At 48.2% G+C, this 22,312-nt stretch carries 18 protein-coding genes; 3 read left to right on the top strand and 15 right to left on the bottom strand.

Going from position 1 to position 22,312, the window contains the following annotated elements:
• Positions 1-101: 101 nt before the first annotated feature.
• From L3D05_RS07355 to L3D05_RS07320, 8 genes are all read right to left on the bottom strand, one after another.
• On the bottom strand, positions 102-1,310 hold the full coding sequence (locus L3D05_RS07355; RefSeq protein WP_239615381.1) for a glycoside hydrolase family 130 protein: 1,209 nt from the start codon (positions 1,308-1,310) through the stop codon (positions 102-104).
• Entirely contained in the window at positions 1,307-2,530 is a 1,224-nt protein-coding gene (locus L3D05_RS07350) for an AGE family epimerase/isomerase (RefSeq protein ID WP_239615380.1), read from the bottom strand. The genes L3D05_RS07355 and L3D05_RS07350 overlap by 4 nt, the downstream gene beginning before the upstream one ends.
• Positions 2,531-3,499, bottom strand: a complete 969-nt coding sequence (locus L3D05_RS07345) for a glycoside hydrolase family 113 (protein WP_239615379.1) — start codon at positions 3,497-3,499, stop codon at positions 2,531-2,533. It lies immediately after the preceding gene.
• Between the two features lie 214 nt (positions 3,500-3,713).
• Positions 3,714-4,781, bottom strand: coding sequence for a LacI family DNA-binding transcriptional regulator (locus L3D05_RS07340; RefSeq protein ID WP_239615378.1), 1,068 nt, complete (start codon positions 4,779-4,781; stop codon positions 3,714-3,716).
• An 84-nt stretch (positions 4,782-4,865) separates the two neighbouring features.
• Positions 4,866-5,696 carry a carbohydrate ABC transporter permease gene (locus L3D05_RS07335; protein ID WP_239615377.1) on the bottom strand — a complete coding sequence of 277 codons (831 nt, stop codon included), beginning with the start codon at positions 5,694-5,696 and terminating at the stop codon, positions 4,866-4,868.
• A 2-nt stretch (positions 5,697-5,698) separates the two neighbouring features.
• Complete coding sequence (locus tag L3D05_RS07330; protein ID WP_239615376.1) at positions 5,699-6,577, bottom strand: carbohydrate ABC transporter permease; 879 nt, start codon at positions 6,575-6,577, stop codon at positions 5,699-5,701.
• A 147-nt stretch (positions 6,578-6,724) separates the two neighbouring features.
• Positions 6,725-8,203: a response regulator gene (locus L3D05_RS07325; RefSeq protein ID WP_239615375.1), complete on the bottom strand. Its 1,479-nt coding sequence runs from the start codon at positions 8,201-8,203 to the stop codon at positions 6,725-6,727.
• Positions 8,196-10,115, bottom strand: a complete 1,920-nt coding sequence (locus L3D05_RS07320; protein WP_239615374.1) for a sensor histidine kinase — start codon at positions 10,113-10,115, stop codon at positions 8,196-8,198. The genes L3D05_RS07325 and L3D05_RS07320 overlap by 8 nt, the downstream gene beginning before the upstream one ends.
• Positions 10,116-10,269: 154 nt before the next feature.
• On the opposite strand from L3D05_RS07320, the gene L3D05_RS07315 reads away from it, so the two are divergent.
• Positions 10,270-10,842: a xanthine phosphoribosyltransferase gene (locus tag L3D05_RS07315; protein ID WP_239615373.1), complete on the top strand. Its 573-nt coding sequence runs from the start codon at positions 10,270-10,272 to the stop codon at positions 10,840-10,842.
• A gap of 76 nt (positions 10,843-10,918) precedes the next feature.
• Here L3D05_RS07315 and L3D05_RS07310 read toward each other — a convergent pair whose 3' ends face one another.
• Positions 10,919-11,548 carry a WGxxGxxG family protein gene (locus L3D05_RS07310; protein WP_239615372.1) on the bottom strand — a complete coding sequence of 210 codons (630 nt, stop codon included), beginning with the start codon at positions 11,546-11,548 and terminating at the stop codon, positions 10,919-10,921.
• Between the two features lie 350 nt (positions 11,549-11,898).
• Here L3D05_RS07310 and L3D05_RS07305 point away from each other — a divergent pair, with 350 nt between their 5' ends.
• Positions 11,899-12,429, top strand: coding sequence for a DUF4352 domain-containing protein (locus L3D05_RS07305; RefSeq protein WP_239615371.1), 531 nt, complete (start codon positions 11,899-11,901; stop codon positions 12,427-12,429).
• A gap of 415 nt (positions 12,430-12,844) precedes the next feature.
• Here the strand turns inward: L3D05_RS07305 and fur are convergent, their stop codons facing one another.
• The gene (gene fur, locus L3D05_RS07300) at positions 12,845-13,327 is read right to left on the bottom strand and encodes a ferric iron uptake transcriptional regulator (RefSeq protein ID WP_239615370.1); all 483 of its coding nucleotides are present in this window, start codon (positions 13,325-13,327) and stop codon (positions 12,845-12,847) included.
• A 178-nt stretch (positions 13,328-13,505) separates the two neighbouring features.
• Between fur and L3D05_RS07295 the strand changes: the two genes are divergently transcribed.
• Positions 13,506-13,844 (top strand): winged helix-turn-helix transcriptional regulator, encoded by a 339-nt coding sequence (locus tag L3D05_RS07295; protein WP_239615369.1) that lies wholly within the window; start codon positions 13,506-13,508, stop codon positions 13,842-13,844.
• Here L3D05_RS07295 and L3D05_RS07290 read toward each other — a convergent pair.
• The 5 genes from L3D05_RS07290 to L3D05_RS07270 form a co-directional block, all read right to left on the bottom strand.
• Positions 13,838-15,256 carry a hypothetical protein gene (locus tag L3D05_RS07290; protein WP_239615368.1) on the bottom strand — a complete coding sequence of 473 codons (1,419 nt, stop codon included), beginning with the start codon at positions 15,254-15,256 and terminating at the stop codon, positions 13,838-13,840. The two genes, L3D05_RS07295 and L3D05_RS07290, sit on opposite strands and share 7 nt — an antisense overlap.
• Positions 15,257-15,445: 189 nt before the next feature.
• Entirely contained in the window at positions 15,446-17,260 is a 1,815-nt protein-coding gene (locus tag L3D05_RS07285) for an adenine deaminase (RefSeq protein ID WP_239615367.1), read from the bottom strand.
• Positions 17,261-17,408: 148 nt separating this feature from the next.
• Complete coding sequence (locus L3D05_RS07280; protein WP_239615366.1) at positions 17,409-18,395, bottom strand: NAD(P)-dependent alcohol dehydrogenase; 987 nt, start codon at positions 18,393-18,395, stop codon at positions 17,409-17,411.
• Positions 18,392-19,381, bottom strand: a complete 990-nt coding sequence (locus tag L3D05_RS07275) for an NAD(P)-dependent alcohol dehydrogenase (protein ID WP_239615365.1) — start codon at positions 19,379-19,381, stop codon at positions 18,392-18,394. Before L3D05_RS07275 ends, L3D05_RS07280 begins: the two co-directional genes overlap by 4 nt.
• A 127-nt stretch (positions 19,382-19,508) precedes the next feature.
• The gene (locus L3D05_RS07270) at positions 19,509-22,178 is read right to left on the bottom strand and encodes a winged helix-turn-helix domain-containing protein (RefSeq protein WP_239615364.1); all 2,670 of its coding nucleotides are present in this window, start codon (positions 22,176-22,178) and stop codon (positions 19,509-19,511) included.
• Between the last annotated feature and the right edge of the window lie 134 nt (positions 22,179-22,312).

The raw sequence follows: 22,312 nt of genomic DNA, 5'->3' as shown, positions 1-22,312 counted from the left end.
AATTCCGGTGTTGAAAATGCTCTCATTTTGTTTTTGTTGTCTCGAATTATGCTAACATTTTCATTTATTTAGGTGCCGGTATTAACGTTTGTTAGCGTTTATCATGAGTTGTTTTTTTTCAAAAAACAATATTCGGGAGATTCCATAAGCTCCAAATTCCGCCGAATAAGCTCATGGCGCTGCTCGACGCATGCTCTGGAACGCAATGGATCCTCCGGTGTATTCATGCAGTAATCGACAAGCTTCTCAACGGTAGTCGAAGCGGCGTGAATTCGGGTATCCGAGGAAGCATAGTAAATATGAACGTGATTGCCGTCCTGAATGACGCCGTTGCAGAATACGACGTTGGATACGTCGCCTACCCGCTCGATGCCTTCCGGCGCAATCAAATGTCCCCCAGGGGAATGAATGACCTTGTCGGGGTGACGGAGGTCCGTCATGAACGCATAGATGACATAACGCAAACCCGCCGCCGTATTCCGAACGCCGTGAGCGATATGCAGCCAACCGTAGTCGGTCTTGATCGGAGCCGCCCCTTGACCGTTCTTGACTTCCTTAATCGTATGGTATTTCTTCTCATCCACCAGCGTTTCTTGCTCCAGAACGGCCGGATTCATGCTGGCCGACAATCCCCAGCCGATACCGCCACCCGCACCGGTATCGATGAATCCGTCTTGTGGCCGCGTGTAGAATGCGTATTTACCGTCGACAAATTCAGGGTGCAGCACTACGTTTCTCTGCTGCGGAGATGGCGTCTTCAGATCGGGCAATCGCTCCCACGTCTTGAGATCCTTCGTGCGCACGATCCCCCCTTGAGCGACCGCGCTGGACGTATCCCCCGGCCGGGCGTCCGGGTCCTTACGTTCGCTGCAGAACAAACCGTAAATCCATCCGTCTTCATGCTGCACCAAACGCATGTCGTACACGTTGATATCCGGGTCCTCCGTCTCGGGGAGAAGTACCGGGTAATTCCAGAATCGGAAGCCTTCGGCCGGGCTGTCGCTCTCGGCTACCGCGAAGAACGATTTGCGGTCAACGCCTTCTATCCGAACCATCAGCAAGTATTTGCCGTTTAATCGAATTGCACCGGGGTTAAATGCCGCGTTCACGCCGATTCGTTCCATTAAATGCGGATTCGTTTCCGGATTCAGATCGTAGCGCCAATATAACGGCGTATGCTCATTGGTAATGACAGGATGCTCGTACCGGGAGAACACTCCGTTCCCATTGTGCGCGAGAGCGTTTTTCCTATTTACGACTGCCTCATGATTGTCCGCCAATTGTTTCAAAAGATTCATAAATTCACTCATCGATTTCCCTCCGTTGTTAGGATGTGCTTAATACGTTCCATGGCCTCGAAACAAGCGCGGCTGTTGTGATACGGACATTTCCACGCGCTAACCTTCGGTTCGCCGGCGATCGGCTGGCCATCGCGGGTAACCCCCCAATGCCATTCCCCATTCTCGTCGTCCCGAATGTAGCTTTGAATGAACGCCCAGCTATTTTTCGCGGCTTCCAAAAACGTTTGTTCTCCCGTTAGCTGATAAGCGTTCAGATAACCGACGACCGCTTCCGCTTGCGGCCACCAATCTTTCGTATCGTCCAGATGTCCTTGCCCGTCCGATTCGTTCAGAATGGCCCCGTCGAAGTCCGTGCCTTCCGCCAAAGTTACTCTCGCCATTTCGATCGCTTCTGCCTTGACTCTCTCCGTGCGGATATCGTCCCCGAGCACTTCCGCCGCTTCCAGCAACAGCCAGCTTCCCTCAATGTCGTGCCCATAAGAGATGTGCGACGTCTGCGACACCCAATCCTCGCTAAAAAACAACTTGAAGTGATGATTGCCGCCGTCTACGATCTTGTCCAGATGAATATCGATAAGCCCGGCGAGCTTACCGCGAAGCCCTTCCGGCTTCCAAATCCGATAAAGATTCGTGTACGCTTCCAGCACATGGAGATGGGTGTTCATCGACTTAGGCTCATTCATGTCTTTGCCGCTTAGGCTCATTTCCCGGGTTGGCGACCAATCGGAAGCCATGGCTTCGAAATAGCCGAGATGCACGTTATCGTACGCATGCTTCTCTAATAGCTCGTAAAGCTCAACCGCCCAGCGCAATACTTCTGGGTCAGGAAGCGCGCGGTAAAATTCCGCTAAAGCATAGATCGTAAAAGCTTGGCCGTATACTTGCTTTTTCGGTTGGGTCGGCGTTCCGTCTACATCCACCATCCAATGCAGCCCGCCGTGCTCCTGGTCGCGAAACTGATTCCAAAGCTCATCGTAAGCTCTTCGCGCCATTTCCAAATATCGTTCATCGGGGGCATGCCGATACGCGCATGCGAACGTCCACAATATTCTGGCGTTCAAGACTAGACCTTTGTCCGCTTCCGGTTTCATAGTCATATCGCTGGAAATCTCGCCGATGAAGCCTCCGTGCAGCTTATCCTGCGTATGCCGAATCCAGAAGTTTAGTATATTCTCCTCTAGTTCCTGACCGATCTCGTCTTTCCATTGCTCCAACTGCCCGAGTTGCATTTACCGCACCCCCGAAGTCTGTTCCGACAGCGATGTATAATACCTTCGAACGACATCTTCGGCTTTTTTACCATACATGCAGTAATCGTCATTGTTAGACGCTTCTTGCGGTTCGTATAATTTAGCCGGCCAATCCCACAACATATAACCTTGAACCCAATCCCTTCGGCCGCAGCTTTCGAACATCGTTTTGTAGTATTCGCTCTGTTCCTCTTCGGACGGAGCCCCGACCCAATTCCAATCATTCGGCTTCATGCCGGAGCCGACTCGGCTCGGACAGCCGGCTTCCATGAAGAAAAACGGCTTATCCCAAGCTTTCACCACCGCTTCGATTCTGTCCAATTGCGTTTCCCATTCCTTAACCGGGTAATATCCGCTGGAGGAAATGATATCGACCGCATCCCACCATTTCACTCTCTCCTCTTGATATTTATCGCAATTGTACGTGATCAAACCTTGATATACGTTCCTGACCTCGCCGATAAGGGCGCGCCACTCGGCTTCCCTTTTATCCGCTTGAACCATCTCGCAGCCGATGCATAACATCTCGCAGCCTTCTTCTTCGGCAATCGCGGCATAATGCATAATAAATCGTCCATATGAGGCGAACCATTGCCGCCAACTCGGTTCTCCGGGAATTTCGTCGTCGAAAAAGCCGATATGCGCGCGCCATGTCCCATTGTTACAATTCACGACCGGCTTTAAACATACTTTTAACCCCAATGCCTTCGACTTCCGTATGGCCCATCTGACTTCCTCATCCGTAACCGTTGGCGAGCCCGGCCCTTGAAAAAGAATATCCGTCGATTGCGCGTTGTCCTGAACGGCCGCCAGAGCGATTCCGACCCAATTGACCCCGATGGCTGACATCTTTTCTATCGAATGCTCCGCATCAGGGGTATTCCAGGTTCCGCGCACCCCGGTCCATCCCCAAGTCATGCCGCATACCGTTGCTTCCCAGGTTTTCATTTACCCGCTCACTCCTAAGCTGATTGAAATAGATCCTTATTATGATTTTGTTATTAATAACAAACATAATTATTAATAACAATATAATTACGATTCTATCACCGCCGGCTGGATTGTCAATCACTCCAATACCGTTTTTTTGCATAAAAAAAAGCTGTTTCCGATTTAGAGTTTTAGCTCTTATTGTCGGAAACAGCCATTTAGAAAAGTAACGCTAGACAGACCCGTCGGCGGGAGCCTTTCCAGTGGAATCCCGCAAAATAAAATCGCCCGTGAGCAATATTTTTTCCTTCGGACTATCGGGATGTCCCACGCGCCTAAGCAGCATCTCGACTGCCCTATACCCAAGCGCTTCTTTGTTTACATGTACGGTGCTCAGCGATGGCTGCGCTAATACGGCATCCTCGATATCGTCGAAGCCGGTAACCGAGCACATGGAAGGCACGTCTACGCCAAGCCTGGTCAGAACGGTCATGACGCAAATCGCTAACGAGTCGTTCGCGCACACGAAGGAAGTCGGAAGCTCGCCGTTATCTTGCATTTTCTTGAGAATCAGATGGAGATTGTCCGTTATTTCCGAACGATTATCCCCTTCGAGCGCCAGCAGCTCCGCATTCTGATTCAAAGGAATGTTCGACTCCTCCAAAATAGAACGGAACCCTAGCCAGCGGTCGTAGAAGCTGTGCGAATAACGAATATTGCCGACGAATTGAAAATGAGTGTGACCCATTCCCGCCAAATAATTCGCGATTCTTCTGGAGCATTCGTAGTTATTCATGAACAAAACATCCGATGGAATAAGCGGATCTTCATGATCGATCAGTACGAAAGGAACGCCCCAATTACGGATATCGAGCAGCAATTGATTCGAGATGAGGCCTACTCCGATCAATCCAACGAGCCCCTCCGGATTGATTAACTTGGCCAAGTTCTCTTGAACGTGCTCCGTAACGATAACCATTCCGAGCCGGTTAGAGTCTAGAACGGTCGTAATCCCGTCAAGAATTCTGCCCCAGTAATAAGACTGTCTGTTCTGGTACCGTACATTGGGAATGAGAACGACGATCGTGTCCCTTTGATCGAGCTTTTTTTCCGTATTTCGTTTAACCGACGGCCTTGTTTTCTTCTGGGCGAAATACCCTAACTGCGTAGCCGACTGGATGATTTTTTCTCTAGTTTCCGTGCTAACGCCCGACTTGCCGGATAGAGCCTTAGATACGGCGAATTTCGAAACGCCTACATAATCGGCGATTTGTTGCATCGTAACTTTTCTCATCGACATGACTGCCTTCACTCCGCTCTAAATGGACGAATTAGGTTATTTGTTATAATAACATATTTCATTTGTTAGCGGAATTTGTTTGGTTTATTTTACTGCACCATTAGTCACGCCCGAGAAAATAAATCGCTGAAGCAAAAGGAAAATCACGACAGTCGGGATAAAAATAACCATAATCGCGGCGGAAATCAGATTCAATTGAGCAGCGTTGGGCCCGACGAATGCGGATATGGCCGTCGATACGACTTGCAGCCTTTGCGATTGCATGAACAGAAACGGTACGGTGTAATCGTTATAAATCGATATCGTCTTCAGAATAACGAGAGTAGCCGTTGCCGGCCCGAGCATCGGGAATATAATCGAACGGTAAATCTTGAATAAGGAAGCTCCTTCTATCATCGCGCTTTCGTCCAGATCCCTCGGAATGCTTTTGACGAATTGCAAATAAATAATGATCTGCAGAACGTCGGCGCCCATATACAGAACCATGGCGACAGCGAGCTTATTGTACAGCATTAATCCTTTTACTACGCTGAATAGCGCGACTTGCGTCGTAATCGTCGGGATTAGCTGCCCGATGAGAAACATACCGACGATTGAATTTTTCAGCTTGAACTCAAACCGGCCGACAGCGTATGCGACCATGGATCCTAGCAAAATATTACCGCAGACCGCGACTAGAATGATCGTTCCGATATTTAGGAAGCCGATATCCAGCCTGCCGACCTCGAATACGCGCGCGAAATTATCAAAATTGAAGAAATTATCAGGCAATCCCAAACCGCTCGTGTAATATTCCTTCTGGGTTTTGAATGACCCTACGAAGACGGAATAGATCGGAAACAGTACGATAATCGTAGCGAAAATCAAGCTAACGTACTTAAACACTGTAAATAGAGGATTCTCGTAGCGATCCATCGTCATTCCTCTCCTTTGAACAGAAATTTGCGTTGAATAAGAATGAGCGCGACAACCATTAATAACAACACAACCGACATCGCGGATGCGAGACCGAACTTCTGATAGGAATAGGCCGTATCGATCGCTTGCAGAATGAACGTATTCGTTCCGTTTACCCCGTTCGTCATAACCTTCGGAATATCGAATACCTCAAGCGCTCCCGTAAGAGTCAAGATCATCATTAATTCGATAACTCGTCGAATGCTCGGGATCGTGATGAACCGGAAGCTTTGCCATCTCGAAGCCCCGTCGATTTTGGCCGCCTCGTACATATCGTCCGGAATCGATTGAAGCGCTCCGATAAAGATAACCATGTTTAAACCGAGAAACTTCCACATTGAAACGAATGCTAACGCGAAATTGTTGAATCGAGTGTCGGCCAGCCACAATTGCTGCCACGACTCCAAACCTAAAGAACCAAGAACCACATTAATGACGCCGTATTCCGCATGATAAATATTTTTGAACATAATAGCAGTCGCAACGCTATGCAAAATATATGGCAAGAAAATTATAGCCCGAAAGAAATTCCGTCCGCGGACTTTGCCTGTCAGAATAATAGCGAAATACAAGGCGGCGGCCAATTGGACAAGCCCGCCGATGAAATAATACAAGTTGTGCTGAAATACGCCGAATAATTCCGGGCGAGCGAACACTTCCTTGTAATTGTCAAGGCCGATCCATTTCATGTCGTAACCGAGCCCGTCCCACTCCGTGAAGCTGAAATAGAGCAAGGCCGCCGCCGGATAAAACGTAAAGGTGAACAGCAGCGCGAGCGGTATCGTGAGAAAACCGAATAAGATCATATACCGTTGTGTCTTGTAGCTGAAGTTAAACATTTTAGTTCCCTTCTTTCCAATGCAATCGTCGTTTTATGAAATGATACCGTTTTCACGAAACTAATTATACGATCATTTGTTATGTAATAAAAAGGGACTACGTTTGTTTTCCTTGTCTTGAATTTAGATAACGCGAACCTAATTATCCTATCTGATCCGATCTCGATATTCTTTCGGCGTGCATCCGACCGTTTTTTTGAAAATTTTGTTGAAATAAGCCGGATCGAAATAGCCGACCTTTTCTCCCACTTCATAAGTTTTGAGCGCTATATGGTCTCTCAGAAGTTCTTTCGCCCGATCGATCCTCACGGAAATGAAATATTCGGTCAGCGTCTCACCTGTTTCCGTCTTAAATAACTTGCTTAAATAGCTTGGCGTCAAAAAAACTTTTTCCGCTAAACGGTTAAGCTCCATCTCTTCCGTGTAATGATTCCGAATATAAGCTTTAACCGTCTCAACGACTCTGTTTTCTTGACGTGCCAGTTCCTTCTCCGATAAGCGTTCAAACATTAAATCGAGAAAATACGAAGTAAACGCTCTCGCGTTCGCAAAGCTTTCCGGCCGTTCAACGATAGATTGGGGCTGTTGCGCCAGATGGGCTAACAAGGCAACGCAAGCATCAAACAAGTCGTCCCATTGAGGCCTGCGTTCTATAATCTCTTCGGCCCACAGTTGCAAAGATTCGCGGGCGCGGGCGTAGTCGGTCAACGTAAGAGCCTCGCGGAACGCTCTATCAATCATAATGTAGGGATTTGCGTACGACTCCTGCTTCTTAGGCAAATCCGAATAGACGGTATACCCTTTTTTCGCGCTCGAATACCAGCCATATTGAATAGCCTTCTCCGCCTGCAGGTAAGACTGCCTCAGCCAATTAGAGCCATTGAATACATCGCTGCAACCCAATTGCCCGCAACACGTTGCCGGCAAACGATAGATCAGCGTTTGGGCAAGTTCCTTCGTCGTATCCGCGTGATCTCTGTCGCCGATACATACGATCGCCACGGTCGTCTGCTCATCGCGTTCAACGAAAAACCACTCGCGCGGCGAACCCGCCGAGGCGAATTGCCAATTCTGCTTCGTGACGGCCGGCATGCCCCTTAGCACGAATACAGCGAAATGGCCTTGCAACGAGGGAAACGCCGTTAAATATCGAGATGCTGCTTCCGTCATATGCGTAGGCAAATCTTCCGGATCGTTCAAGAGCAGCAGCTTCAGATGATCCTCGACGCTTAACTTATTCTCGTTCGCTTCTAGTTCCAGTTCCGACTTTACCTTCCATAACAAACGCTCCAATTCCGTCTTGTCCACCGGCTTCAACAAATATTCCATGGCCCCGTAACGAAGCGCTTGACGCGCATACGAGAAGTCGTCGAATCCGCTTAAGATCGCGAACTTCATATCCGGGCGCAGCGTTTTGACCTTCTCGACAAGCTCCAATCCGTTTAACATTGGCATTTTAATGTCCGTAATCAGAAAATCCGCTTGCACGTTGTCTATGTCTTCCAACATTTCAATCCCGCTGGCATAAATCCCTCTCACTTGATAATCCTCGCCGATTTGGGAGATGAGTTTGACCAAGCCTAGACGAATACGTTCTTCGTCATCGACGACGATTATGTTAACCATGAAGTAATTCCCCCTCTTTCGGATTATCGGGAAAGCGTATAATGACTTTCGTTCCCTTCCCTTTGCCGCTCTCTACGCTAATGCCATACATTTCTCCGTATCTTAGCTTAAGCCGTTCGTGAACATTTCTTAAACCGATGCCTCTCCCCTTCTCGGAATTGTCGCTTCCATCCAATCGCGACCTTAACCGGAATAGCGCGTCCTCGCTCATTCCAATCCCGTTGTCTTCAATCGTGAAGAGGTGATTTCCTTCTTCCCGGCAGTAACTCATCCGGATTTCCATTCCTCTCTTCGACTCGTCCATTCCATGGTAGACGCTGTTCTCGACGATAGGTTGGAAAAGCAATTTCATAAGCGGCATATTCAGGTTCATAGGCTTATTCGGAAATTCAAATGTGAACTTATTGCTGTATCGGTAGTTCAATAATTGGATATACATCTCCAAATGGTTCAACTCCTGGGTGAGAGTCGCCGTCTCCATACCCGACCCTATGCTGTATCTCAATAATTTTCCCAAGAGCATAGCCATGTCGCTAACTTCCGAGTCATCGTTGATCACGGCCGTCATCCGAATCGCTTCCAGCGTGTTATAGATGAAATGCGGATTGATCTGGTTCTGCAGAGCTTCGATCTCGGCTTCTTTCTTTCGTTGGCCGACTGTATACACATCGTCGATGAGCGACTTGATCCGGACGATCATCCGGTTAAAGGCGTTACCTACGAGTCCCACTTCATCACGTTGCCGAACCGGAAATACGACATCAAGATTTCCGTTCTGCACTTCCTTCATTAATCGAATAAGAGAGCGCAGTGGCTGGGTCAAGGCAAGAATCAATACGAGCGAGATGACCAAGGCAAAACCAATAATCGCAATCGCAGTCCATTCCGTTATGTTTCTCGTCTTGACGGCTTCCCTCGTCAGTTGGCTTTCCGGAATGGTAATTAGTATTTTCCACCCCGTCCTAGGGGACTGCTTATAGATCGTCAGGATATGCTCGCCGTTAAGATTGCCATGATAACTTCCAGCTTGTCCGCGCGCTTGGATTAACAATTCATTGTCCTTAAAATTTTGACCTAAATATTTTTTCTCGCTATCAAAAACGACCCTTCCCTCTTCATCCACGATCAGCGTCGTTCCGTGCGTATCCCGGTCCAAATCTTGAACGAATTTCTCGATTACGCTAATGTTCGCGTCGATCGCGATCATTCCGATTTGCTCATATGTGGGGCCGATGATCGCTCTAACGACCGTAAACACAAATTGTCCGCTTTGATTCGGACCCAGCACTTCTTGCGTGCTGACTAACACGGGCCTGCCGTGAGCTTCGCTTGCAAGCGTTTTCCACTTTGGATAAACCGTTACCAAGTCATTGCGGACGCCGCCTCCGCGAACTACGAAATAAGGATGATCGTATTGATCGAACAAATATACCGTATTCGTCCCTTGCTTGATCGTATTTAGAAAATAAATACTGTCCCTGATTTTCCCGCCGATGCCGAATTGCTCAAAGCCGTCCTCCGGCTGTAAAACCGGCAATTGCTCCTTTTCCAACATATCATCCCCCTCCGGTATCGCATTGCCGGAGACGCGTTTTTCGTTAGACAGACGCTCGAAATATTCGTTGGACAAGACCAGGTTATTCATGATGTTGTCTACATAGGAAGGAATAATAGATATTTTCTTCATGTCTTCCATATAATCGTCAAGCTTGCTGATTACGATATCCGAAACTTGGGAAACATAGGTCACCGTATTACTTTCGATTGATCTTTGGTAGCGTTCGGAAGAAAGATAACTGAGAATGCCCATTGGTAAAATAATAAGAAACAAAAAAACGGTAAACAATTTACTTTCCATTCTTTTGACGGGCCATTTCAAGATTTTTTGTACTCGTACGATCCATGATCTCATAGCTGATCTCCCCTACCGAAATCGCATTCCATATCCATTGAATGAGTTAATAGTCACTTTCGTTTACACAGTTTAACATAATTTTATGCTAACAAATACGACTTTTCCCTAACTCGTTGGCAAATGTTAAAATGATCGAAGAGGGGGATGCAGAATGGAATTACTGAAGAAAAAAATTCGCGAAGAAGGAATCGTCCTTAGCGATCAAGTGTTGAAAGTGGATTCGTTTCTCAATCATCAGATCGATCCTTCGCTCATGCAGGAGATCGGCAGAACTTTCGCAAACCGTTTTCGCGAAAGCGGCATTACGAAGATCGTGACGATAGAATCGTCCGGAATCGCTCCGGCGGTTATGGCTGGACTTGAGCTTGGCGTTCCGGTTATATTTGCCCGAAAAAGAAAATCTTTGACGCTTCAAGACGACTTGTATACGGAGAAGGTATATTCGTTCACTAAGAAGGAGGAAAGCGAAGTTTCCATCTCTCGGAAGCTCATCACTCCTGACGATCGAGTATTACTTATCGACGATTTCTTAGCCAATGGAGAAGCGGCGTTAGCGATGGCGCGAATCGTTGAACAGGCATCCGCCAAAGTTGCAGGAATCGGAATCGTCATCGAGAAAGCGTTCCAGAACGGAAGCTCTAAGCTGCAGGAGATCGGCTATCGGGTAGAATCGTTAGCTCGGGTCTCTTCCCTTAATAAAGGTTATGTCGAATTCGCGGATTAACGGATCGAGGTTATCGCTCATTAAAAATCCCCGCCCGCCTCTGATGGCGAACGGGGAACGTCGTACTCGGACAAAGTTAACGAACTTCGTTGTTGCTACGGCTGCGCATGCCGGCTAATCCGAACAAGCCAATCAACCCTAACCAACCCCAGCTAAAACCGCGTCTGGTCGTCGTCGTTTCCATTGCTCTGACGTTATGTTTCCCACGTGTCGTTAAATTCGTCGTACTATACGGCCGGTAAGCATTCATTCTCGTCGAGTCGTACGTTCCGTAAGTGCCATCAGTACCATAGGTGCTGTAAGGTCTGTACGTTCCATCTGTACGATTAGTGCCTGTTCCTAGACCGGTACCCAAGAAACCTGTTCCTAGCCCCGTGCCCAATCCAGTTCCCGTTTGGCTGCCGTTCAACCGATTGTAATAGTAGCCGTTGTTCGTCCCTGTCGTTCCTGTCGTTCCTGTAATCCCTGTCGTTCCTGTAGTCCCTGTAGTCCCTGTAATCCCTGTCGTTCGTGTAGTCCCTGTCGTTGTTCCATTTAAAGTGCCGTTCGTCGTACTCGGGTAATAAGTTTTATTAATGCCTGTCTGTCCGCTCAACGGAGTATTGTCGACGTTCATCTTGCTCGAGGTTGTTTCGGCGAAAGCAGGGACCATGAGTACCAGGGAAAGAGAAGCGAACAACATGAAACCGGACAAAAACTTTCTCAAAATGAAAACCTCCTCAAGGATAATGGATTACCCCCTTAAGGTGTCCCCGCAGTATCGATTTATTCTGTGGAGTTTAACCAAATCAACTAATCATTGTTTGTGTGACCGCCTTATTAAACGGTATGGGTGCCGTTGCATTCGCGCTTGTACTTTTGGTAATCATCTTGCGTGCTGGTTATTAATGAATTAACCGAATAATTTCATGATCATCCCACCAACCGTTAAAGGCTGGTGGTCTTCTTCGTTTTCAGGAATAAATCCCACATATCGCCAATTTTCGACTTTTAGGTTAAAATAAAATCATCTGGAACGTACCAGAAAATACATAGACCTAAGGAGTGGGTTGGGAAATGAAGAGAAATATAATTAAAATGGCCTTATTAAGTACGCTCGTTTTGGCATTAACGGCATGTACGGAGGCAAATATTGCGAAGGTAGATTCTAAACCGTCGGCAGCCGCACCTAACGAAAAGGAAAGCCCATCACCTGAAGCATCACCAGCTAATGAAATTTACAACCTAGGCGATTCCGTCCAATTCGATGATTTGATTATCACCGTAAACGGGATTCGCGAATCCAAAGGTAAACTGTTCGTACCTGACGAAGGCGAAATTTTCTTGCTTGTAGACGTGACAGCCGAGAACAAGGGATCCGAAGATGCTAACGTTTCCTCCATGCTGAACACCAAAGTCGTGGACGGTGATGGATTTAACCATAGCCTCACTATTGCCGAAGATGGTAAAGGGAGCTTCGATGGAACCGTTGGCGCTGGAAGGAAATTACGAGGAGAAATCGCTTATGCCGTACCTAAAGATGCAACATTGGAATTCATCTATAGCGATCCTTTCAAAAAAGGACAAGCGATCTGGAAGCTGAAATAATAAATATACTTAACCGCACAACAAATATAATACAGGGGCTGTCCCAAAAGTAGTTAAGTTCACTTATGGAACAGCTCACATATGGTTTATTGAATGAACAAAGAAACCGTTCCTTTCGTAAATGGTAGGTCGCACTTCCATTTTACTAAAAAGCGGTTTCTTTTTGCGTCTTTATTGGCTTTTCTTGCCTCAATCGATTAGAAAAAGAGGGAATGTATCTCCTGTAGGAGCGACAGCGTTTGCCTTTGAAATCGTGAAATCCCCTTGTTAAGGGCTTAGGTGAATCAGATTTCACGATTTCGACAGCAACCGGAAGGAGATACATCCCCTCCAAAAGCTACAATCGACATAAACAAAAGAAGCCGCTCAAAAGTTTACACTTTTGAGTCAGCTTCTTGTTATACGTTCATTGGGATCAGGATACCGCTTTTCCTACCCTTTTGCATGGTTTGTTGTTATTTTTGCAGGTTTGATAGACGCCCCTGAAATCCAGACGATGATCGGTCACTTGAAAGCCGTATTCGCGAGCAATTTTTTGCTCCAAATCCGTCAGCCAATCCTCTTCGATCTCTTCTAACGCCCCGCATACTTTACATACCAAATGATGGTGCATGTGGTCATGCCCTTCCATGCGAAGGTCGAATCGGGCTACACCGTCCCCGAAATTCATTTTTTGCACGATATGCAATTCCGAGAGAAGCTCCAACGTACGGTAAACCGTAGCTAGACCAATATCGGGAAATTTCTGTTTGACCAGCATGAACACATCTTCGGCGCTTAAATGATCTTTCTCATTCTCAAGCAGCACCTTTAACGTGATCTCGCGTTGAGGAGTTAATTTATAACCTTTGACCGTTAATTGCCGATTAATTTTGTCGATTTGCTCCACGATATCCATCTTGCAGGAACACCTCCGCTTCCAAACTACATGAGCCGGTATATTTCTATCATAGCGGAGTTATGCAGAAAAATCAAAAAATATACGCTTAAAGCAATCTTGAAGCCCACCCTCAACTTTGTTATAATCCCTATTAATCATAGTAAAATACTCAACTTTATGATATGGGGTGTCCCATTTGATTGAATTCAGAAACCAACAATATCGCTGTACTTCCGAAATTATCCTCGATTTGATTAGTGGCAAGTGGAAAATACTTATCTTAAGCTTCTTGGCGGAGCATACGTTTCGATTTAACGAGTTGCAAAAACGGATACCCGGAGCTACCCAGAAAATGTTGACCATGCAGCTCAGAGACTTGGAAAACGACGGCCTGATCGTACGCAAAGTATATCCGGTGGTGCCACCGAAGGTCGAATATTATCTATCCGATCAAGGACAGCGATTAGCTCCGATGTTGCAATTGCTTTGCGAATATGGAGCGGATTATGTCGATCGCTTTAGATTGGATCAATGAATCAGGAACTTCGCGCCGAATCCTTTGCCCGCATGTTTAGAAGCAACGATCTCCTCGGTATCTCCTCGCTCAAGCACGATTACGTTCTCTGGATAAAGCTTGCCGAGCAAAGCCCATCTCAAGAGTTCATTACCGCCCGTCCGGATCAAGTGGATGCCCGAAACATGCGTCACAAGATTCGGTAAGCCAACAATTTCTTCCGCCTGATGGCTGATGATTTCCGAATGCTTCTCTACCGCATTTTCCGTTGCGATATTCGCGTTCGTGAGCGGTCGATATTTGAACCGATGTCCTCTTAGCGCTTGTCCTAAGTCTACGGCATAATCGACAGTATTGATGCGGAACCGATAATCCAAATGAACCTTATCTTCCTCTTTTCCAGCCACATGAAACTGAGCTTCGTTTATTGTCCGTAACTTAGGTTCCTTCTCTTGATGAGAATACGGAATACCTGCACCCGCTTGGCTTCGGGAAGCCGAATAATAATCAGGGTAAGCATAGTCGAATGCGATGGGCCATGGGGCTTCGCCTGATTCGTCCACAGCCGTCCATACCGGATACCAATGAAGCAAATAAATCGGAGACTCAACCAATGGAGAAGCTAAGCTCGCCGGAAGAATGGTGCCTAGTCGATATTGGAAGCCATAGCCGACGGATGGCAATTCAACGCCCAGTACGCTTTGGGCATACCGCACAAGTAACTTATGGGAGATCGGTCTCAACATGAACTCGGAGATAAATGCAGAATGCGATTGTTCACGATCGCGCAGTCCTTTCGTACTTCTATCGCGGAGCTCGATCGGAATCTCCTGCCAGTTATCGAACGGAAGATAAGTATCCCTTAAGAGCACGATCTGATGTAAATACTCGTTGAACAGCTGCATAACCGCCGGGCTGCCCGCTGGACCGGTTAGCATATTCGTGACCTCATGCGTCCACAAATGATGATCGCAACGGCTTCTGAATAGTAGGCTGCCTAATATCTCTTTCCCATAACGCTTTAACGCCAATTCCTCGGAATCGAACTCCCTTGCCCAAGTCGTCAGGGTCACTCCGATGTTATGTGCCTGACGGGCAAGTTCAGCCCTTGCTTTATCTTCCACGATGAGCGAGCCGATAGGCAATGACGTTTCTCTGCCGGAGATGGCAAGCGTAGCTTGAATATTGGCGAGTAACGCCTCCATGTCAGTTGACTCCCCAAGCTGGACCTTAACGGCCGCCAGTAACGTGCCTAATTCCCGAACGATCTCTTTCGCGCGATAGACGCCATCCGGGAGATCCCAATCCCACCCCTCGATTGATTGCGAGCGTGTTACCGAATCTTTAACTTGATTGCCAATGAGATCGTCGATCTCTAACGCCTTTCCCCAGCTAACGCTGTGATTTCCTAGGCTCAGACGATAATTTGACACGAGCTCACCACGCCTTCTTTTTTCCTAAGATTATCAACCCGCCGCCGCTTTGAATAGTACGCACTTTAATGTAAGGAAGGATCATTTCGGTAGGTTAGGATGGAAAATGATACTGTGTTTGCGTATGTAAAAAGAACCGGGAAGAAGTTGAGTTGCCTCATCTCCGTCCCGGTTCTCTTTTAAATGGCCTTAATCGCAGAATAACGGCACTAGCTGAATACCATCAGGCGATATGCGCACGAGCCCCTTATCGGATATTCGCAGCGTCGGAATGACGACTAACGCCAGCAAAGACAACGTCATGAACGCATAATTGAGTCCGCAACCGGCTTCGACTAGAGCACGACTAATCGCGGCTGATTGCTCTGACGCGACCTCGTATGGCTCCGCGGACATAAGGCCGGCGATGCGCAGCGGAAATTGCGTCGTCTTCCCCGCCGTTACGACCGCAACGCCTCCTTGCATGGCGATCACTTCGTTGGCAGCCTGTGCCATCAGCTCGTCGGAGTTACCGATTACGACCAGGTTGTGACTATCGTGAGCTACCGTCATCGCAATCGCCGCCGGAATGTTAAAGCCTACATTCGCCAAGACGCCAACCGAGCTGTTACCCGTTCCATGATGCCGCTCGAATACAGCGATTTTGCACAATTGTCCGGCTTTATCCAGGTGCAAGCGTGAGTCTGCTACGGGTAATTCCACGATCTCTTCCGTCGTCTCTACATGGTTCTCGATCACGCCGATTACACGTACGGAAGCTACTCCCTCTTGGATCGGTGCCATAATGTTGAACTGTTCCGCCGCGATGTTCGCCGTCATATGTACGGAGTTCATCACCCGTTGCGGATATTCATATGTCGGCCATTCCACGCTCATTCGGCCTTTCTCGGCCACAACCGTGCCCGCGGCAATCGTCATTACTACATTCACATCCGCTAGATTTCCATCCAACAAAATCATATCGGCGTAATTTCCGGGCGAGATCGATCCAACGTCTCTCGCTACGCCGAATCTCTCTGCCGTATTTAAGGTTGCCATTTGAAATGCGGTAATCGGCTTCAACCCTTGTCGGATGGCATCGCGAACGACGAAGTTCATATGCCCTTCCTCACGGAGTGATTCCGAGCTTCTATCATCCGTTACGAGCATCATCCTCCGCGAATCGAGTCCATATTCCGTATGTGCCTTAACCGTTTGAGCGACATCATGCCAAGATGAACCCCTCCTCATCTTCGCATACATGCCGAGGCGAACGCGTTCGATCACGTCCTCCGGAGTCACGCATTCATGATCCCCTGTCACGCCTGCTGCCGCATACACCGGAAGTCTCCAGTCGGTTGCCGGCCATGTGAAATGGCCGTCGACAAGCTTACCGGCTTTTAACGTCTCCTGCACAATTCCCATCATATTGTTATCGCCGTACACAACCCCCGGGAAATTCATGACCTCGCCGAGCGCGATCATGTCGTTCCCCCAAGTGAATGCTTCCGCTACTTCCTTGGGACCGATCGCCGCACCTGTCGTCTCGAACGCGGGACCCGCTGCGGGGACGCAAGAGGCCACTTGCATGTAAGCAGCAAGAGGAGTTTTCCTCGCTTCTTCGAGCATTAGCCGGATTCCCTCGATTCCGAACACGTTAGCCATCTCGTGCGGATCGAAGAATCCACCCGTCGTACCCATCGGCAATACCGCGCGCGCGAATTCGGTCGCGGTTAATTGTGTGCTCTCGATATGACAATGTCCATCTAAAAGTCCCGGAGCGATGTATTTGCCTTCCGCGTCCACGATCTTCGTTGTTTCTCCGATCATATGCGAAACGTCCTTACCGACATAAGCGATTCTGGACCCTTGGACGCCTACGCTCATCCCTTTTACGATTTCTCCGGAGCAGACGTTCACTAACGTCCCGTTCGTAATGACCAATGTTGCCTTCTTATCCCCTCGCGCCGTAGCTACTAAGTCTACAACGTTGTCTGCCAACGGTGTTCTCTCGAATTGTTGCATCCTTAACTCTCCCTTATCTCGAACGTATAAATCCATTATGCCACAAGGGAGCCTTAATCACGCCATCTCGCCTAGCATTTAACTCGACATCAGAAAAAAGTGTGGGTACAAGGGTAATCCCCCTATACTCACACTTTTTCATCTTGCGCTAAATTTCTGAATCCTCCAACGTTAAAACCACATTTCCCTTTTTGTGCCCCTTATCCACGTAGCTATGAGCTTCGACAATGCGCTCTAACGGGTACCTTCGATCGATAACGGATTGGATCTTCCCCGCTTCGATAAGCTCTTTAAGGAAATCTAAACTTTCCTTATTCTCGTTTGCGATCCCGGATATCGCTTTTTTGCCACTAACCATCGAAGTCCATAAAATTTGCAAAAGCTGAGGAAAATCCATGACGACCATAACATAGAGCCCTTTTTCCTTTAGCGTGCTCTTACATCGGGACAACGAAGATTTGCCTACCGTGTCCAAAATAATATCATACGTCTTACCGCTTCGAGTATAATCCTCTCGGGTATAATCAATGACGTGGTCGGCTCCGAGAGACTTCACCAATTGTACGTTCGTACCACTGCACACTCCGGTCACTTCTGCCCCAAAGCACTTGGCAAGCTGTACCGCATATGTCCCTACGCTTCCTGAAGCGCCAATGATCAGAACTTTATGGCCGCTTTGGATATTTCCTTTTCTAAGAAAAAACAATGCACTTGATGCCCCGACGGGAACGGCAGCGGCTTCCACATAGGTCATATTTGCCGGTTTTAGGGCCACCGCTCCGTCTTCAGGCATACAAATGTATTCTGCATAGGCACCGAACGCAAAACCGCTCACCGCAAAAACCTGGTCGCCTTTCCGAAACCGTTGAACCTCTTTGCCGACGGCTTCGACTTCTCCCGCAAGCTCGATCCCTAGTATCGTTTTTCTTGGTTTTCTAATACCCATTACGAATTTAGAGAAGGGCCAGAAAGGCAACGTTTTCCGGGTCCCCCTTCGAACTCTAGCATCTCCGGCCGATACTGTAGTCGCTTTGATTTTAATGAGTATTTCATTGGCATTAATCATAGGCTTTTCTACTTCTTGGAGTTGAAGCACATCCGGAGGCCCGTATCGGGTGTATACGATCGCTTTCATAAAGCTCCTCCATCCTGATTATGTTCTACGGTGAGAACTACATTCCCCTTTTTACGCCCCGTTTCTACATACCTATGGGCCTCGACAGCCTGCTCCAACGGATAACGTCTATCAATAACCGGAACAATCTTCCCTGCCTCGAAGAGCTCTTTAAGAAACACTAGATTTTGTTTATTCTGCTTTAATCCCGCAGCCGTGAACTTTGCCTTTTTGCCGCCGAATATTGAAGTCCACGACATTTGAAATATGATCCCGAGGGTGGGGACAGTCGTGAGATAGACCCCTCTTTGTCTTAGAGCGCCTTTACAACGTGAAAATGAACTTTTGCCTACCGCATCGAAAATAACGTCATAGTCGAAACCGCTTTTTGTAAAATCCTCTCGGGTGTAATCAATTACGTGATCGGCTCCCAGAGACTTTACCAAATCTACATTCGTCGTACTGCATACTCCGGTAACCTCTGCCCCAAAGTACTTTGCAAGCTGGACCGCATAAGCGCCTACCGCTCCGGACGCGCCATTGATGAGCACTTTATGTCCACGCTGAATATTTGCCGTATCCCTTAGGAACGTTAGTGCGGTCGGTGCGCCCTCACAAATACCTACTGCATCTTCAAAGGTGGCATTGGCCGGTTTAACAATGACCGGTTTATTTGCAGGCAGACACAAGTATTCGGCATAAGCGCCAAAACGTTTCGTACTCAAACCGCAAACAGGGTCTCCGATTTCGAATAGGTCTACGTCTTTGCCTACCGCTTCAACTACGCCGGCTAGCTCAACCCCGAGCACGCTATACTTCGGTCTTGTGAAACCATAAATTAAGCGGACAATAAACGGATCAGCTTTCCGAAAGGCGCAATCCGCCGGCGTTGCGATTGCCGCAAGTATTTTTATCCGTATTTCATTCCCCTTGGGAACAGGCTTTTCTACCTTATGAAGTTGAAGGACATCCGGTGGTCCGTATTTCGTGCATACGATGGCTTTCATGAGTCACCTCCAGGATACGATTAGCAGCGCGACTCTGATGAAGCAACAGCGCGTACACGTAGTATATCTACCAATCAAGGGTAAAGGATAGACACTTTGGTGTTGATTAAGGTGTGGTTTAGAATGATCAAGTCAACAAACCAAGCTCGCGGGCGCGCGCTACAGCTTCGGTGCGCCTTTGAACTTGCAGTTTGCCATAAATTCTGCGGTTGTGCCCTTTGACGGTATCTAGGGCGATGTAGAGTCTCTCGCAAATTTCGCTATTCGAGAGACCTTGGGCAATCAGCTGTAATATTTCTAACTCGCGTCCGCTTAATGGCTCTATCAGGGGCAGGACAGAGAGCAAAGGAGATTCGCCTTCCGTTCTCGGCTTCTCGCTTTCTAATACGGCCAACAATTTACCTATGTAGTCTGGCATTTTCCCATGAGCGGATGCTTCGGTCAATAGCATAGACATGCGGTCACCTTCGTCGACGAAAATACGAATGAAACCGCCGGGCTCAGCCATCGTCAGCGCATCTCCCAGCAGTTGTACAGCTTTATCCATATCGCCATGTGCACATAGAGTGACCGCCTGCAAAACCATAACCTTTAGCCGTTCATTCTTCCAATCTTTTGCCTCCATTTGTTCGCGTATTATCCCCAGCATCGCTAGTGCTGTTGAAGTGTCTCCATGGGCCAAGTGAACCCGGGCCTGAATTAGCGGGAGATCGTGGGCTTGAGCCAGTTGAGCGGCTGCCGTCAGATTGCCTTGGCGAAGCAAGGTAAGTACTTCCGTAGCAACAACCTCAGGTATCCGATGCACGAAGTTATGCTGGATCGCAAAATGACTAGACCTAGCTATATTAGCCGCAGCGCCTGCCGCGTCTCCTCGGGCAAGGGTTAGACGGGCGAGAAATTCCTCGCCGGCTACGAATCGATCCGTGTGTTCCAACAACCGCGCCAGTCGGATGCTATGTTGCCCGTGATGCTCCGCTGCGTCTAAGTCGTTCCATTCGTACAAAATACGGGCCAAGCCAAGATGCGCTTCGCAGACGAGCGGCAACGGTGAATCCCCTGCTCGTTGCAGAACTTCCCTGTAGGTTTGGGTTGCCAAATGGAGTTGATTGTCAGCCTCTTGTATATTGCCAAGACCAATCGAAGCCATAAGGGTAATAATGTGATGGCCAATCGTTTGGCTTGTATCTATCGCTTTGGAATAAGCTTGGATAGCCGCGGTCCTGTCACCCTTGAGATGATAGGCATATCCTAGTGTCCAAGTCGTAGCCGTGCGGATAGGCACGTTGTCGGGGTGCAAATACTCCAGAGCGCGACGCGACTGGGTAAGAATAATATCCGCCTCGTGTTGGCTAACCGCTAACGTCGCCCGAATGGAGGCAATATGTCCGATTAGGTCTCGGATGTTAGGAGCCGGACCGATGTCTTGCAGCACTGCTTCTGCCGCTTGCAGTTTTTCTTCAACTCCAATGATTTGACCGTCGAACAATAATACCGAAGCATATGCCACCGACAACGAAGGTCTCGCATGCAGATCTCCTGCCGGCAGCGACTCCAGCCATTTCAGCATGGGTGCCACGGCGCCTCGAAAGTATAGCGGCATTCCATTGCCTTCCATTATGCGTGCGGCGCGCTCAACATCATTGGCCGCTACTGCATGTTGAAATGCTTCTATTTCCAGGCCATTGTCTTCATACCATTCGCTGGCTCGTATGTGTAATTCGGCCTCTACGCTGTTTTCACTGTTCTTAGACCGGAAAATGCTCTGTTGCAGTTGCAGTTGTAGTCGCTGACGCAGTAAATCCGCAAAGAGATGGTGATAACGAAACCATCGCCGCTCATTGTCCAAGGGGACGATGAACAAGTTGGCACGTCCAAGGTATTCTAAGATTTCTTGCCCCGATGATAAAGGTTCGAGGTCCATGGGAGCAACCGCATCGCAAAGCGACCCGCACATTCTGTCGAGGATTGAAGTGCGTAGCAGGAAAGCCTGTATGCTTGGGGACTGCAGTTGAAGCGCCTCTTCGACCAGATAATCCAGCACGAAAGAGTGATTGCCATTGAAAGACTCGATGAAGCTGGATGTATCTTGTTGTCCCTGCATAGAGATGGCGGCTAATTGCAGGCCCGCAATCCAACCTTCCGTGCGGGCTTCAAGTAGGGCGATTTGTTCCGAAGAAAGGTTAAGACCCATCGCATGATTAAGAAATCCAGCGGCTTCTGAATGGGTAAACTTCAAGTCCGCGGCGCGCAGTTCCGTAAGTTGATTACGAACGCGTAATTTAGCTAGCGGCAGATGGGGGTCTTCGCGGGTAGCTATGACCAAGTGCATGTTCGGTGGCAAGTATTCAAACAAATAAAGCAAAGCGTCATGCACCGGTTTGGCACTTATAACGTGATAGTCGTCAAGTACTTGGATGAAGGGGGCCGGAATGGACGCGATTTCATTAATCAGAACTGTAAGTATCGCTTCGGCAGGCGGTAAATTCGGCGATTGGAGCATGCCAAATACGCCTTCTCCAATCGTTGTCCCTAATGTCTGCAAAGAGGCAACGAGATAAGTAAGAAAGCGCGCAAGGCCGTTATCGCCTTCGTCCAATGATAGCCAAGCAGCTGGTCGATCGCAATGGGCTAACCATTCGCTAACCAGCGTCGTTTTACCAGAGCCTGCCGAGGCTGAGATAAGGCTCAGCTTCCGTTGCCGGCCGTCATCGAGACGCTCGATCAGGCGCGGGCGAAACACCGCGTTAGGCCGCGGCTGCGGTATATAAAGTTTGGTGGATAAAATTGGTATGCTCATAAACCAATTATATTTGTCCTGTCTCTCTACAGTCAATTACGATACTGTGCCTAATCTATCGAACGAATTGTCCTACACATATCTTGGAATAGAAAAAGAAGCCTTGCTCAGCAAGGCTTCTCGGGATTGTAAGT

It is taken from the genome of Cohnella mopanensis (assembly GCF_022352055.1).
Lineage (GTDB): Bacteria > Bacillota > Bacilli > Paenibacillales > Paenibacillaceae > Cohnella > Cohnella mopanensis.
The sequence above is the reverse complement of the archived record's forward strand: the minus strand, read 5'-3'. Positions and strand labels throughout refer to the sequence as shown.

Excerpts from the sequence above, each read along its gene's own strand:
- L3D05_RS07355 (WP_239615381.1), bottom strand. The coding sequence starts at position 1,310 with ATGAGTGAATTTATGAATCTTTTGAAACAATTGGCGGACAATCATGAG.
- L3D05_RS07350 (WP_239615380.1), bottom strand. The coding sequence starts at position 2,530 with ATGCAACTCGGGCAGTTGGAGCAATGGAAAGACGAGATCGGTCAGGAA.
- L3D05_RS07345 (WP_239615379.1), bottom strand. The coding sequence starts at position 3,499 with ATGAAAACCTGGGAAGCAACGGTATGCGGCATGACTTGGGGATGGACC.
- L3D05_RS07340 (WP_239615378.1), bottom strand. The coding sequence starts at position 4,781 with ATGTCGATGAGAAAAGTTACGATGCAACAAATCGCCGATTATGTAGGC.
- L3D05_RS07335 (WP_239615377.1), bottom strand. The coding sequence starts at position 5,696 with ATGGATCGCTACGAGAATCCTCTATTTACAGTGTTTAAGTACGTTAGC.
- L3D05_RS07330 (WP_239615376.1), bottom strand. The coding sequence starts at position 6,577 with ATGTTTAACTTCAGCTACAAGACACAACGGTATATGATCTTATTCGGT.
- L3D05_RS07325 (WP_239615375.1), bottom strand. The coding sequence starts at position 8,203 with ATGGTTAACATAATCGTCGTCGATGACGAAGAACGTATTCGTCTAGGC.
- L3D05_RS07320 (WP_239615374.1), bottom strand. The coding sequence starts at position 10,115 with ATGAGATCATGGATCGTACGAGTACAAAAAATCTTGAAATGGCCCGTC.
- L3D05_RS07315 (WP_239615373.1), top strand. The coding sequence starts at position 10,270 with ATGGAATTACTGAAGAAAAAAATTCGCGAAGAAGGAATCGTCCTTAGC.
- L3D05_RS07305 (WP_239615371.1), top strand. The coding sequence starts at position 11,899 with ATGAAGAGAAATATAATTAAAATGGCCTTATTAAGTACGCTCGTTTTG.
- fur (WP_239615370.1), bottom strand. The coding sequence starts at position 13,327 with ATGGATATCGTGGAGCAAATCGACAAAATTAATCGGCAATTAACGGTC.
- L3D05_RS07285 (WP_239615367.1), bottom strand. The coding sequence starts at position 17,260 with ATGCAACAATTCGAGAGAACACCGTTGGCAGACAACGTTGTAGACTTA.
- L3D05_RS07280 (WP_239615366.1), bottom strand. The coding sequence starts at position 18,395 with ATGAAAGCGATCGTATACACCCGATACGGGCCTCCGGATGTGCTTCAA.
- L3D05_RS07275 (WP_239615365.1), bottom strand. The coding sequence starts at position 19,381 with ATGAAAGCCATCGTATGCACGAAATACGGACCACCGGATGTCCTTCAA.
- L3D05_RS07270 (WP_239615364.1), bottom strand. The coding sequence starts at position 22,178 with ATGAGCATACCAATTTTATCCACCAAACTTTATATACCGCAGCCGCGG.